This window comes from Curtobacterium poinsettiae (assembly GCF_025677645.1).
Taxonomy (GTDB): domain Bacteria; phylum Actinomycetota; class Actinomycetes; order Actinomycetales; family Microbacteriaceae; genus Curtobacterium; species Curtobacterium poinsettiae_A.
The window spans coordinates 1,579,676-1,592,526 of the sequence record NZ_CP106879.1; the positions used below are offsets into that span (position 1 = coordinate 1,579,676).

General features: G+C 72.6%; 11 protein-coding genes, 1 tRNA gene, 1 pseudogene and 1 riboswitch. Of the genes and pseudogenes, 7 read left to right on the plus strand and 6 right to left on the minus strand.

Going from position 1 to position 12,851, the window contains the following annotated elements:
- The first annotated feature begins 52 nt into the window (after positions 1-52).
- The 4 genes from OE229_RS07695 (at position 53) to OE229_RS07710 (ending at position 4,407) form a co-directional block, all read left to right on the plus strand.
- On the plus strand, positions 53-376 hold the full coding sequence (locus OE229_RS07695) for a hypothetical protein (protein WP_182064882.1): 324 nt from the start codon (positions 53-55) through the stop codon (positions 374-376).
- Between the two features lie 82 nt (positions 377-458).
- Positions 459-570, plus strand: a riboswitch (TPP riboswitch).
- Positions 565-1,203, plus strand: coding sequence for an ECF transporter S component (locus OE229_RS07700; protein WP_182064881.1), 639 nt, complete (start codon positions 565-567; stop codon positions 1,201-1,203). It overlaps the preceding riboswitch by 6 nt.
- 2 nt (positions 1,204-1,205) lie before the next feature.
- Positions 1,206-3,794 carry an ATP-binding cassette domain-containing protein gene (locus OE229_RS07705; protein ID WP_262137291.1) on the plus strand — a complete coding sequence of 863 codons (2,589 nt, stop codon included), beginning with the start codon at positions 1,206-1,208 and terminating at the stop codon, positions 3,792-3,794.
- A complete protein-coding gene (locus tag OE229_RS07710) occupies positions 3,787-4,407 on the plus strand; it encodes a nucleoside/nucleotide kinase family protein (protein ID WP_262137292.1) in 621 nt (206 codons plus the stop codon). Before OE229_RS07705 ends, OE229_RS07710 begins: the two co-directional genes overlap by 8 nt.
- A 99-nt stretch (positions 4,408-4,506) precedes the next feature.
- On the opposite strand, the gene OE229_RS07715 is transcribed toward OE229_RS07710, so the two are convergent.
- Positions 4,507-5,898 carry an MFS transporter gene (locus OE229_RS07715; protein ID WP_262137293.1) on the minus strand — a complete coding sequence of 464 codons (1,392 nt, stop codon included), beginning with the start codon at positions 5,896-5,898 and terminating at the stop codon, positions 4,507-4,509.
- Positions 5,899-6,000: 102 nt separating this feature from the next.
- On the opposite strand from OE229_RS07715, the gene OE229_RS07720 reads away from it, so the two are divergent.
- Both OE229_RS07720 and OE229_RS07725 read left to right on the plus strand, forming a co-directional pair.
- Positions 6,001-7,422: an LLM class flavin-dependent oxidoreductase gene (locus tag OE229_RS07720; RefSeq protein WP_262137294.1), complete on the plus strand. Its 1,422-nt coding sequence runs from the start codon at positions 6,001-6,003 to the stop codon at positions 7,420-7,422.
- Complete coding sequence (locus tag OE229_RS07725) at positions 7,419-8,684, plus strand: acyl-CoA dehydrogenase family protein (protein WP_262137295.1); 1,266 nt, start codon at positions 7,419-7,421, stop codon at positions 8,682-8,684. The genes OE229_RS07720 and OE229_RS07725 overlap by 4 nt, the downstream gene beginning before the upstream one ends.
- A 40-nt stretch (positions 8,685-8,724) precedes the next feature.
- Here the strand turns inward: OE229_RS07725 and OE229_RS07730 are convergent, their stop codons facing one another.
- The 5 genes and pseudogenes from OE229_RS07730 to OE229_RS07750 form a co-directional block, all read right to left on the minus strand.
- The gene (locus OE229_RS07730; RefSeq protein ID WP_262140114.1) at positions 8,725-9,069 is read right to left on the minus strand and encodes a metallopeptidase family protein; all 345 of its coding nucleotides are present in this window, start codon (positions 9,067-9,069) and stop codon (positions 8,725-8,727) included.
- 92 nt (positions 9,070-9,161) lie between these two features.
- Positions 9,162-9,237, minus strand: a tRNA-His gene (locus OE229_RS07735).
- 75 nt (positions 9,238-9,312) lie between these two features.
- Positions 9,313-9,950, minus strand: a pseudogene (orn, locus tag OE229_RS07740) (oligoribonuclease).
- An 839-nt stretch (positions 9,951-10,789) separates the two neighbouring features.
- Entirely contained in the window at positions 10,790-12,031 is a 1,242-nt protein-coding gene (locus tag OE229_RS07745; RefSeq protein WP_262137297.1) for an MFS transporter, read from the minus strand.
- The gene (locus OE229_RS07750; protein WP_111024208.1) at positions 12,028-12,477 is read right to left on the minus strand and encodes a MarR family winged helix-turn-helix transcriptional regulator; all 450 of its coding nucleotides are present in this window, start codon (positions 12,475-12,477) and stop codon (positions 12,028-12,030) included. Before OE229_RS07750 ends, OE229_RS07745 begins: the two co-directional genes overlap by 4 nt.
- An 82-nt stretch (positions 12,478-12,559) precedes the next feature.
- On the opposite strand from OE229_RS07750, the gene OE229_RS07755 reads away from it, so the two are divergent.
- The gene (locus tag OE229_RS07755) at positions 12,560-12,850 is read left to right on the plus strand and encodes a hypothetical protein (protein WP_017886051.1); all 291 of its coding nucleotides are present in this window, start codon (positions 12,560-12,562) and stop codon (positions 12,848-12,850) included.
- Position 12,851: the final 1 nt, after the last annotated feature.

Genomic DNA, 12,851 nt, shown 5'->3' on the forward strand with positions numbered 1-12,851 from the left:
TGCCAGCTGTGCCCCGCGGCCTGTGGAGGAACGGACGAGTAGCGTCGCGCGCATGGCCAACATCGTCTCGAAGATCGCAGACCAGGTCCGCCCGCTCGGGGTCTCCACGAACTACGGAGAACCCGTCGAGGTCGGCGACCAGACCCTGATCCCCGTGTCCGTCAGCTGGTTCGGCTTCGGCGGCGGCGGGGGCGACGACGAGAACGGCGGTGGTGGTGGTGGCGGTGCGTCGGCCCCGGTCGGCGCCTACGTCCGTCGCCCGGGCAAGGACCTGGTGTTCGAACCGAACCCGATCTCGCTGATCGTCGTGGCCATCCCCTTCGTGTGGGTGGCCGGGCGTGTCCTCCGCAAACTGGTGCGCGCGCTCAAGAAGTGACCCCCTGACGCAACGGGAGGCCCGTGGCGACGCCGCCACGGGCCTCCCGTCCGTCACGCGGTCGCGACCGCGTCTAGACTGCTGGCACACACACGGGAGTCCGGGACCGCCGGGCTGAGAGGGAGCGATCGGCGCTCCGACCGTCGAACCTGATCCGGATCATGCCGGCGCAGGGAGGAGTCAGCAGCATGCCTTCAGGCACGTCCACAACCGTCACCACCGCTCCGCGGCGATCGCTGCGTTGGCGGGTCGTCGACATCGTCGTCGCGAGTGTCCTCGCGGTGGCCCTCGGGGTCGTCTTCCGGCTCTGGGAGTTCGGCTACGAACCCATCAGCGCCGTCATGGACCTCGTGCTCCCCGGCACGAAGGCCCTGTTCGGCGGGGTCTGGCTGCTCGCCGGCCCGATCGTCGCGATCGTCGTCCGCAAGCCCGGCGCCGCGCTCTACGGCGAGATGGTCGCCGCCTCGGTCGAGGCGTTGTTCGGCACCCAGTGGGGATGGCTCACGCTCGAGGCCGGGCTCGTCCAGGGCCTCGGCGCGGAGATCGTCCTCGCGTTGTTCCTGTACCGCGTCTACCGCCTGCCGGTCGTCGTGCTCGCCGGTGCCGCGGCCGGACTCGCGCTCGGCATCAACGACACCGTCCTCTGGTACCCGGGGCTCGACGTCGCCTTCAAGGTCGTCTACGTCGTCTGCGCGATCATCTCCGGCGCCGTGATCGCGGGGGCGGGTTCGTGGCTCATCGTCCGGGCACTCGCCCGCACCGGGGTGCTGTCGTCCTTTGCGGCCGGCCGCGAGCACAGCCGTCGCGAACCCCGCGCCCTGGTGTGACCGTGCCCGCTCCGTCGGCGACGTCCCCTTCCACCGGCGGCGACGCCGGCGCAGGTGCCGGCGTCCGCGGGGCACGCATCGTGTTCCGTGGCTGGGGCTGGCGGTACCCGGAGCGGGACGCCTGGGCCGTCCGCGACGTCGACCTGACCGTCGAGCCGGGGGAGCGGGTCGCCGTCGTCGGCCCGTCCGGGGCAGGCAAGTCGACGCTCCTGCGAGCGGTCGCGGGCGTGCTGCCCGACGAGCCCGATGCCACCGACGACACCGCTGCTTCGGTGCAGGGAGCACTCCTGGTCGACGAGGCCGACCCCCGCGCGGTCCGCGGGCGAGTCGGTCTCGTCATGCAGGACCCCGAGGCGCACACCGTGATGTCCCGCGTCGGCGACGACGTGGCCTTCGGCTGCGAGAACGCCGGCGTCTCCCGCGACGAGACCTGGGCCCGGGTGCGGACGGCGCTCGACGTCGTCGGCCTCGACCTGCCGCTCGACCGCTCCACCGCGCAGCTGTCCGGCGGGCAGCGGCAGCGGTTGGCGCTCGCGGGCGTGCTCGCGATGCGGCCGGGTGCGCTCGTGCTTGACGAACCCTGCGCGAACCTCGACCCGGACGGCGTGGCGCAGGTGCACGACGCCGTCCGGGCACTGCTCGACGAGACCGGGGCGACGCTGCTCGTGGTGGAGCACCGGATCGGCACCTGGCTGGACCTGGTCGATCGGCTCGTGCTGCTCGAACCGGGCGGCGGCGTGGTCGCGGACGGTCCGCCGGCCCGGGTGCTGGTGGACCACGGCGAGGCGCTCACGGCGGCCGGGGTCTGGGTGCCGGGCGCCGAGCCGGCGCGCGGTTCGGCGCGGGGGCGGCGGCGTGCGAGCGGGCGAGCGGGCGAAGTACCCGGGGCGTCCGGTGGGGCGACCGCGGCATTCCGCCCGCTCGGCGAGGGGGTGCTCGGCGAGGGGGTGCTCGACGAGGGGACGGCGGTACTGCTCGAAGCCCGGGGGCTCGGCACGGCACGGGGGAAGCGAGCGGTGGGGAACGGCATCGACCTCGGGCTCCGGGCCGGGCAGGTCCTCGCCGTCACCGGACCGAACGGCGTCGGCAAGTCGACGCTCGGGCTGACCCTCGCGGGCTTGCTCCCACCGGCAGCCGGTCAGCTCCGCGCCACGGACACCCTCGCCGACGGCATCGGCGCCGCACCGCACGCCTGGACGAGCCGCGAACTCGCCGCCCGGATCGGCACGGTGTTCCAGGACCCGGAGCACCAGTTCGTCGCCCGCTCCGTCCGCGAGGAGGTCGAGGCAGGCCCCCGCGCCCTCGGAGCCGCGGACGCCGCCGAACGAGCCATCCTTCTGCTCGACGAGTTCGGGCTCGCACGCCTGGCCGACGCCAACCCCTTCACCCTGTCCGGGGGCGAACAACGACGACTCGCGATCGCCGCGGTCATCGCGGCCCGGCCGCCGGTCGTCGTGCTCGACGAACCGACCTCCGGGCAGGATCGTGCCACGTGGCAGGCCGTCGTCGGTCGGCTCGGGGCCCTGGCCGACGCCGGCACCGCGGTGGTGGCGGTCACCCACGACCGCGATCTCGTCCGGGCACTCGATGCCGACGAGGTCGTGCTCGGGCCGGACGGTGTCCGGACCGTCGGGCGCGACCAGGGGCCGTCGGTCGCGACCATCCCGGAGACGGGGCCGACGGTCGGGATCCGCCCCGGGCCTCCAGACCGGACCGACACGGCCGCCCGGACCGCCGGGACCGCCGAGACCGCCCGGACCGCCGGGACCGCCGGGACTGACGCGACCGCCGGGACGAACGCGACCCACCGGACGAACCCCGTGCGACGACCGCTGCCGGTCCGCGCGCCCGGCATCCCCGGCGTCCAGCCGGTCGCGTCGCTGATCGGTGTGCTCGCCCTCGGCGTCTGCCTGGTGCTCAGCCTCGACGTCGTCTCCGCCGCCGTCGCCCTGGCGCTCGAACTCGCGCTCCTGCCGCTCCTGCGCCTGCCGGTCCGGACCCTGCTGCTCCGACTCGCACCGGTGCTCGTCGCGGTGCCGCTGACGGCGGTGAGCATCGCGCTGTACGGCAGGCCCTCCGGGCGGGAGTGGTTCGACCTCGGGTTCGCGCACGTCACCGACGGTTCGTTGACGCTCGCGTCGGCGACCGCGCTCCGGGTCCTCGCGGTGGGGGTGCCGGCCATCGCGCTCTTCGTGCGGATCGACCCGACCGACCTGGCCGACGGGCTCGCGCAGGTCCTCCGGCTGCCCGCGCGCTTCGTGCTCGGGGCGCTCGCGGCCGTCCGGATGATGACGCTGCTCGTCGACGACTGGCGACAGCTCGCGATGGCGCGGCGCGCCCGAGGACTGGCCGACTCCGGGCGGCTGCGACGCGGGGCGACCATGGCGTTCGCGCTGCTCGTGCTCGCGTTGCGTCGGGCGACGACGTTGGCGGTGGCGATGGAGTCACGGGGGTTCGGTGCTCCCGGGCGGCGCACCTGGGCGCGGGTCGCACGGTTCGCCGGGCCGGAGTGGGCGATGGTGGCGGCGCTGGTCGGCATCGGCGTGGTGTCGATCACGGTCGCGGTGAGCGTGGGGACGTGGCGTGCCTGACACGGAAAGCGCGGACGGGACGACGGCCGGCGGGCGCGCGACGGGCGGCGAACACGCGACAAGCGGCGGGCGCGCAACGGGCGCGACCGCCGCTGACCTCGCCCCCGGCCTGGCCGCTGCTGCTGCCGGTGTCGCCACTGCCACGGGTCGGCGTGCCGTCGTGCTCGTCGACGGCCGGTCCGGCACGGGCAAGACCACCCTCGGAGCACAGGTCGCGGAGTTGCTCGGCGCGCAGCTCGTGCACCTGGACGACCTGTACCCGGGGTGGGACGGCCTGCGTGCGGCTGCCGATGCCGTGGTGACCGACGTCCTCGGAACGCCGAGTGGGTACCGACGCTGGGACTGGGCGGCCGATGCACCCGCGGACCGGGCGTCGGTGGACCCCGACCTGCCGATCGTGGTCGAGGGGTGCGGGGCGTTGTCCCGGGCGTCGGCACCGCTGGCGTCCCTGCGGGTGTGGCTCGAGGCCGATGACGCCGTGCGGTGGGACCGGGCGATCGGCCGCGACGGTGCGGTCTTCGCGCGCGAGTGGGACCGCTGGGCCGCGCAGGAGCAGGCCTTCATCGCCGCCGAGGACCCGGCCGCCCTCGCCGACGTGGTCCTGCGGACGTAGGGCGCCGCAGCACCGCGGCCGGCGGCGAGCATCGAGGTTTCGCGCTCGGCGACACCTCACGGGCTCCGGACGGCGAGAGCTGTCGCTCAGCGCGGAACGTCAGCCCGCCGCGCCCGCGCCTGTGCCCGCCCGCGCCCCCGCGCTCGTGCCCGTGCTCGCCTCCCGCCGCGCCACTGCCCGCGGATCCACCGCGAACACCGCCGCCACGATCGTCAGCACGGCGTACACCCCGAGGTACCCGCACAGGATCCACGGCGAGCCACCCCCGAGCTGCACGAACACCGCGGCCAGCAGCGGCGTCAGCCCCACCGAGAAGATCGACCCGATCTGGTACCCGAGCGACATCCCCGAGTACCGCCGCCCGGTCGGGAACTGCTCCGCGAACCACGCCGCCTGCGGCCCGTAGATGCTGTCGTGGAAGACGCACATCCCGATCAGCGCCACGAGCGGCAGCAGCACGAGCGGACCGGCGTCGAGGAACGCGAAGAACGGCCAGATGAGCACCGCGATGCCCGCCGCCGACCAGATCGTGAGCACCCGCCGCCCGACCCGGTCGGACAGCCACCCCCAGAACGGCGTCGACACGAGCGACACCGCCGAGATCACGAGCACGGCCTGCAGCCCCGCGTCCGAGCCCGCCGGCCCGCGCACGTTGCCGAGGTAGGTCAGCGAGTACGTCGTCAGGATCGAGTAGAGCGCCGGCTGCACGAGGCGCAGGCCCGCCGTCACCAGGATCGACCGCGGATGCTGCCGGATCGCCTGCCACACCGGGAACCGCTCGACCCCACCCGCGGCGCGCAGCTCCTGGAACACCGGGGCGTCCTGCACGCCGAGCCGGATGACGAGCCCGACCGCCACGATCACCGCCGAGAACAGGAACGGCAGCCGCCAGCCCCAGGCCAGGAACGCCTCGGTGCCGAGCGTCGACCGCACGAGCGTGAAGACCCCGGTCGCCAGGAGCATCCCACCGGCCGACCCCATCTGCGTGAACGCCCCGAACAGCCCCCGGTGCCGTTCCGGTGCGTGCTCGACGGACAGCAGCGCCGAGCCGCCCCACTCCGCACCGGCCGCGACGCCCTGCAGCAGCCGCAGGAACACGAGCGCCACGACGGCACCGACCCCGATGGTCGCGGCGGACGGGATCACCCCGATCAGTGTGGAGGCGATGCCCATCAGCACCAGCGACGCGACGAGCAGCTTCTTCCGCCCGATCCGGTCACCCAGGTGGCCGGCGATCACGCCGCCGAGAGGCCGCGCCACGAACCCGACGCCGTAGGTCGCGAACGACGCGATGACCCCGACGGCCGGCGTCACCGACGGGAAGAACGTCGGTGCGAACACCAGCGCCGAGGCCGTCGCGTAGAGGTAGAAGTCGTAGTACTCGACGGTCGTGCCGACGAACGACGCGAGGGCGACCCGACGACGGGTCGCGGTGGTCGACGGTGCGGCGGGACGGCCTGGAGGCGCGGTGACGGTGGTCTGGCTCGGCATGCCTCAGGAGCATGGTCGCGTCCAGGGCCGCGGGGAACACCGCGCGTAACGGGAGGTCACGTCGCTGTCGTCGGGCGGTGCCCGCCGACCACGATGGGACGCATGAGCGATGCACCGAACCGCCCGCTGCGCTTCGCGGCCTTCGTCATGAACACGACGTCGCACATCCAGCACGGCCTGTGGCGCCACCCCGACGCCCGGCAGGCGGACTTCGACGACGTGACGCTGTGGACCGACCTGGCGAGGACCCTCGAGCGCGGCAAGTTCGACGCGATGTTCTTCGCCGACGTCGTCGGGACCTACGGCCCCGGTCGCGGCGACTACTCGACCAACCTGCGCGAGGGGCTGCAGATCCCCTCGAACGACCCCTCCGTGCTGCTCTCCGCGCTCGCCGTGTCGACCGAGCACCTCGGGCTCGCGTTCACCTCGAGCGTCATCCAGGCGCACCCGTTCGACTTCGCCCGCAAGGTCTCAACGCTCGACCACATCACCCGGGGCCGTATCGGCTGGAACGTCGTCACGAGCGCCCTCGACAGCGCCGCCCGGAACTTCGGCGCCGACCGGCTCGAGGAGCACGATGAGCGCTACGTCTGGGCCGAGGAGTACCTCGAGGTCTGCGCGAAGCTCTGGGAGGGCTCGTGGGAGGACGGCGCCGTGCTGAAGGACCCCGTCCACGGCTACGCCGACCCCGACAAGGTGCACCGCATCGACCACCACGGCACGCGCTACGACGTGCAGGGCCCGCACCTGTCGGCTCCGTCGCCGCAGCGGACGCCGGTGCTGTTCCAGGCTGGGTCGTCGCCGGCCGGCCGTGCCTTCGCCGCGCGGAACGCCGAGGCCCAGTTCATCCTGACCTCGAACCGGGACGCCACCGAACAGCTCATCCGCGAGACCCGCGACCTCGCTTCGACAGCGGGGCGCCGACGGGAGGACATCGCGTTCTTCCTCGGCCTGACCTTCGTCACCGGCTCCACCGAGGCCGAGGCGAAGGCCAAGGAAGCGGAGATCGACGAGTACCTGGCCGCCGACGGGTTCCTGGTGCACTCGAACCTCGGCTTCGACCCGGACACCGGCGAACCCCTCGACCCGGACACCCCCCTGTCCGAGGTCCGCACCCACGCCGGGCAGTCGCACCTGCAGTGGCTCCGCGAGGCCGCCGGCGACCGCGAGCCGACCATCGCCGACCTGGCTCGCCTGTCCGCCAAGCTCCGCGCCCGGGTCGTCGGCACGCCGGAGCAGATCGCCGACGAGCTCGCCGACTGGCAGCGGGTGGGTGTCGATGGCGTCAACGTCATCAACTGGACGCTGCCCGGCTCGTACGAGGAGTTCGTCGACCACATCGCGCCGACCCTGCAGGAGCGCGGGCTGATGCAGTCCGAGTACCGCGAGGGCACCCTGCGCGAGAAGCTCTTCGGCCACGCGCAGCTGCCGGACTCGCACCCGGCCAGGCAGTGGCGCGGAGCGTTCACCGGCGGCGCGAGCGGCGTCGCGGACGCGGCACGTGGCGTGGAGGTGACCGCGTGACGGCGGCGACGACGACCGACGGGCGCAGGACGGGCCTCCCGGCCGACCGCCTGACCACCCTGCGGGCGCGCTTCGCACCGCTGTTCGCGGCCATCCGCGACGGCGCGGTCGCGCGCGAGCTCGCATCCGGGACGCCGGGAGACCGGCCGCTACCGCACGACGAGGTCCGCGCGCTCGCCGACGCGGGGTTCGGGCGGCTGCGTGTGCCGGAGGACCGCGGCGGCTTCGGGGTGACCCTCGTCGAACTCGCGCACCTGGTGGCGGACCTGGCCGCCGCGGACTCGAACATCGCCCACCTGTGGCGCGGGCACTTCGGGTACACGGAGCTCGTGCTGCTGCGGCCGGACTCGGCCGGGCGGGACGAGTGGCTCCAGCGCATCGTCGACGGGGCGGTCATCGGGAACGCGACCTCGGAGCGGACCGGCACGACGCTCGCCGACATCTCGACGACGGTCACACCGGCTGGCGATGCCCTCCGTCTCGACGGGCGGAAGTTCTACTCGACCGGCACGCTCTACGCGGACTGGATCTACCTGGCGGCGGATCGCGACGGGGAGCGCGTGACGTTCGCCGTCGACGCCACCGCGCCGGGGGTCAGGAGCATCGACGACTGGGACGGTTTCGGGCAGCGGTTGACCGCGTCGGGCACCACCGTGTTCGAGGGGGTGGCGGTCGACCCGTCGGTGGTGTCGGCGTACCGGGACGCTCCGCTGTCGCACATCCAGGCCTTCTACCAGCTGTACCTGCTGGCCGTCCTCGCCGGGATCGGGCAGGCGGTGTCCGACGACGCCGTGGCCTTCGTGCGACCACGGACCCGCACGTACATCCACGCCAACGCGGCCGTGCCGGGGGAGGACCCGCAGGTGCTCGCGGTGCTCGGGCGGCTGTCGGCCGGGGCGTTCACCGCCCGGTCACTCGTCGCCGCCGCCGCTGGGCTGCTCGACGGGGTCGTCGCGACGAACGAGCCCGGGGTCGGTGTCGACCGCGTGCTGCTCGACGCGGCCGAGAACGCCGTGTACCAGGCGCAGGTCGAGGTCGGGCCGCGGGTGCTGCGGTCGGCGTCCGAGCTGTTCGAGGTCGGCGGGGCGTCCGCGGCCGACCGGACGCGTGCGCTGGACCGGCACTGGCGGAACGCGCGGGTGGTGGCGTCGCACAACCCGGCCGTCTACAAGGAACGGATGGTGGGGGAGTACGCGCTGCACGGGCGGGGGCCGGTGGGCGCGTGGGAGAAGTACCACGAGGTGGGGCCCACGCGGTTCTGAGGTGCGGTGCGGTGCGGTGCGCGGGCGAGTCGCTGGGCCGCTATGCCCAGCCGAGCTCGTGCAGCCGCTCGTCGTCGATGCCGTAGAAGTGTCCGATCTCGTGCACGAGCGTCGTGTGCACCTCGTCCTTGAGCTCCTCGAGGGTGTCGCACTCGGCCAGGTGCTGCTTCCGGAACACCACGATGCGGTCGGGCAGTTCGCCGAAGCCGTACTGCCCGCGCTCGGTGGCCGCGATGCCGTCGTACACGCCGAAGAGCTCTTCGCCGTTCTCCGGTTCGTCCTCGACGACGAACACCACGTTGTCGAGCCCGTCGACCATCTCGTCAGGCAGCAGGTCGAGTTCGTCGGTCACGAGCTGCTCGAAGTCGTCGGCGGACATCTCCATCACGAGGGGATCGTCCCACACCGCGCTGACCACCCGCGGTACGACGAAGGCCCCGATCCAACGGACCGGGGCCTTCGTCTGTTCTAGAACACTGGGGTGAATAACGGGTCTCGAACCCGCGACCTCCTAGACCACAACCAGGCGCTCTACCAACTGAGCTATATCCACCATGTTCGAACCGGCGGACCGGCGCGACCACTCAATAGTAGTACATGCGGGACGGGGTGCGGACCACCCGTGTCGCTACTCGGCCGCGGGCTGCGCCAGCCGTGACTCCCACTTCGCCACGACGTCGGCCTGCACGGCACGCACGTCGTCCGTGCTCGGGCCGGGCTCGGCGACGAAGCCGGCGCGGCGGTAGTACTCGAGCTCCGGATCGACTCGAGGATGTCCGCGAGGGCCCGGTGTCCACCGTGCTTCTCCGGCGCGTTGAAGTACACGCGCGGGAACCAGCGGCGGCACAGCTCCTTGATGCTCGACACGTCGACGCTGCGGTAGTGCAGGTGCCCGTCGACCCGCGGCATGTACTTCGACAGGAACGCTCGGTCGGTGCCGATCGTGTTGCCGGCCAGCGGCGCGGAGCCCTCGGCGGGGACGTGCTGGAGGATGTACTCGAGCACCTGGTACTCGGCGTCCGCCAGGCTGACGCCGTTCGGGATCTCGTCGATGAGCCCCGAGGTGACGTGCATGTTCGTCACGAACTCGTTCATGTTGTCGAGCGCCGACTGGTCCGGCTTGATGACGATGTCGAAGCCGGGGTGCACGGGCTCGAGGTCGAAGTCGGTGATGACCACGGCCACCTCGACGAGTTCGTCGACCTCGAGGTCGAGGCCGGTCATCTCGCAGTCGATCCAGACGAGGCGGTCATTCGCGGTTGCCATGTCCCCGATCCTATTCCCGCCCCGCGATCGTCCCGTACGTGCGGCCGCGCTCGCCGGTGCCGGCCCGACCGTGCCCGGCCGCGTCCGCTCGCGCCGGCCCGACCGCGCCCGGCCGCGTCCGCCCGTCCCAGCCCGTCCCGCCCGTCCCGCGAGCGGGCGGAATGCCGCGATCGCCCTGCGGACGCACCCGGATGTTCCGCCCGTTCGTCCGGGACGCGAGCCGCATGCGGTGCAGGCGACCGCCGGGAGGCTCGTGGCGACCCCGACGGGCCGCCCCGCGCCTCCAGGCGGTCGCCACCCACCCCGCCTGCCGCACCGATCCGGCCCGGTCCCGCGTCGTCGACGCGAGCGGGCGAAATGGCGAGGGCACCCTTCGAACGGACCGCGGTATTCCGCCCGCTCGCCGACAGCGGCCGCGCCGCGCTCCCGGCTTCGCACGGCTGCGTGCTGCCGAGCGGGCGGAATGCCGCGGTCGTCCTGCTGGCGCACCCGGATGTTCCGCCCGCTCGTCCGCGACGCGAGCCGCATGCATCGTGAAGCGACCGCCTGGAGGCCCGCGGCGACCCCGGCAGGCCGCCCCGCGCCTCCAGGCGGTCGCCCTCCACCCCGCCTGCCGCACGGTTCTCGCCAGCCCGCACGAGCGGGCGAAATGCCGGAGTTGCTCCGCGGTCGGGGCCGGGCATTTCGCCCGCTCGCGGGTGGGGCGTGGAACGAGGGGTGAGCGAGCGCCCGCGCGGACGCACGAACGGGCGAAATGCCGGGGTGCCCATGGGGGACACTCCGGCATTTCGCCCGTTCGTGCGGAAGGGGGAAGGGGGAAGACCCCCGCACCCCGGCGGCTAGGCCATGTCGCCGGCGGTGATGGCCTCGGCCTCGACACGCTCCGGCTCGGGGCCGTCGTCGACGCGGCGCAGGACCCTGGTGGTGCAGAGGATCACGACGAAGGCGACCGCAACGGATGCACCCGCGAAGACGTAGGCGGCCGAGGGGGAGTACGCGTCGGCGAGCAGGGTCGCGACGGGCGGCGCGATGGCGCCGCCGATGAACCGGACCGCGGAGTAGGCGCTCGAGGCGACCGAGCGGGGGAGGTCGGTGGCCTCCATGACGCACTCGGTGAGCACGGTGTTCAGGACACCGAGCACGAGGCCACCGATGACGACGCAGATGATCAGGCCGACCTGGGAGCGGACGACCAGGGCCGCGGCGAACAGGTCGAGGGCGAGCAGCGGCAGTGCGACCTTCAACACCGTCGTCCGCCGGAGACGGGCGGTGAGCATCGGGGCGACCCACACCGACGTGATCGCGAGACCGACACCCCAGCCGAAGAACGTGAAGCCGATGCCGAGCGCGCCGAAGCCGAGCGGGAACGGGGTGTACGCCAGCAGGACGAAGAAGCCGATGTTGTAGAACAGTGCGGTCGCGGCCAGGGCGGCGAGTGCCGGACGGGTCAGGGCGCGGAAGGGGGCGGAGAGCTTCGTCGGTGTGGGCTTCTCAAGGCTGCCGGTCTTCAGCAGGGCGACGATGGCGATGAACGCGACGGCCATCAGGGTCGTGACGCCGAAGAACGGGCCGAGCCAGCTCACCGAGCCGAGCAGGCCTCCGACGAGGGGCCCGACGGCGATGCCGAGGCCGAGTGCTGCCTCGTACAGGATGATGGCCGAGGCGGTGCCACCCGACGCTGCCCCGACGATGGTCGCGAGCGCGGTGGAGATGAAGAGCGCGTTGCCGAGGCCCCAGCCGGCGCGGAAGTCGATGATGCTCCACACGCTGTTCGACGTCGCGGCGAGCACCGAGAAGACCACGATCAGGGCGAGTCCGATGAGCAGGGTGCGCTTCGCGCCGATGCGGCTGGAGACCCAACTGGTGAAGAACATCGCGACACCGGTGACGGCGAGGTAGCTCGTGAAGAGCAACTCGGTCTGCGCCGGGGTCGCCTTGAGGGACGCCGCGATCGCCGGGAGGATCGGGTCGACGAGGCCGATGCCCATGAACGCGACGACGCAGGCGAAGGCGATCGCCCAGACCGCAGACGACTGCTTGAGGATGGAGCCGGACTGGCCGGCGGGTGCGTGGGCGTTCACGCGGGGATCTCCGTTCCGTTGGGGGTTGTCCGGGTGCGCTGGGCGATCAGGTTCGCCGCGTGGTGCAGGACGTCCCAGTCGTCGTCGGTCAGGTCGGCGAACAACGGACCGACCGTGCTGGTGAGGGTGGAGCGCCAGGAAGCGAGCCGCTCGCGTCCGGCCTCGGTGAGTTCGATGAGCTGGCCGCGGGAGTCGTCCGGGTCGACGCTGCGGCTGACCAGGCCGTCGGCGAGCATGCCGGCGACGAGTCGGGTCATCGTGGGCTGTGCCACGCGCGATGCTGTCGCCAGCTCACCGAGTCGCAGGGGCTCGTCGGTCTCGAGGATGCCGAGTGTGCGCCAGACCGCGGTGGACGTGGTGTTGCCCGTCGACTGGACGGCGCTGCGGATCAGGCGGTTGACGGAGACGAGGAGGGTCTCGATCGTCTGCTCACGCGGTGTTTCCATAGCTGAACTATATAGCTGTGCTATGAATACCGCAACGCGGGCCGGACAGACTGCACCAGCCGCCGCCTGGTAGAAGGGAGGCATGAGCGACATCACCATCCACGAAGGCGACGAGTACACCGCGATCTTCCACGGCGGCCCCTTCGACGGCACGACCGACACCCGCACCGCCACGAGCGACGCGCTGGACGACGAGGTCACGGTGTTCGCCGACGTCGAGGGCCTGCAGACGGCCTTCACCTACCGCGCCACGAAGTCCCGCCAGGTCCTCGACCAGATCTCGGTCGAGTTCACCTACGAGCCCAGCGAGTCCGACCCGGTCGACGACCTGCAGGACCGCGGCGACCGCAGCGGCGAGTTCGACCGGGAGTAGA

Coding starts and splice junctions, on each gene's coding strand:
- OE229_RS07695 (WP_182064882.1), top strand. CDS start 53: ATGGCCAACATCGTCTCGAAGATCGCAGACCAGGTCCGCCCGCTCGGG.
- OE229_RS07700 (WP_182064881.1), top strand. CDS start 565: ATGCCTTCAGGCACGTCCACAACCGTCACCACCGCTCCGCGGCGATCG.
- OE229_RS07715 (WP_262137293.1), bottom strand. CDS start 5,898: ATGCCGAGCCAGACCACCGTCACCGCGCCTCCAGGCCGTCCCGCCGCA.
- OE229_RS07720 (WP_262137294.1), top strand. CDS start 6,001: ATGAGCGATGCACCGAACCGCCCGCTGCGCTTCGCGGCCTTCGTCATG.
- OE229_RS07730 (WP_262140114.1), bottom strand. CDS start 9,069: ATGGAGATGTCCGCCGACGACTTCGAGCAGCTCGTGACCGACGAACTC.
- OE229_RS07750 (WP_111024208.1), bottom strand. CDS start 12,477: ATGGAAACACCGCGTGAGCAGACGATCGAGACCCTCCTCGTCTCCGTC.
- OE229_RS07755 (WP_017886051.1), top strand. CDS start 12,560: ATGAGCGACATCACCATCCACGAAGGCGACGAGTACACCGCGATCTTC.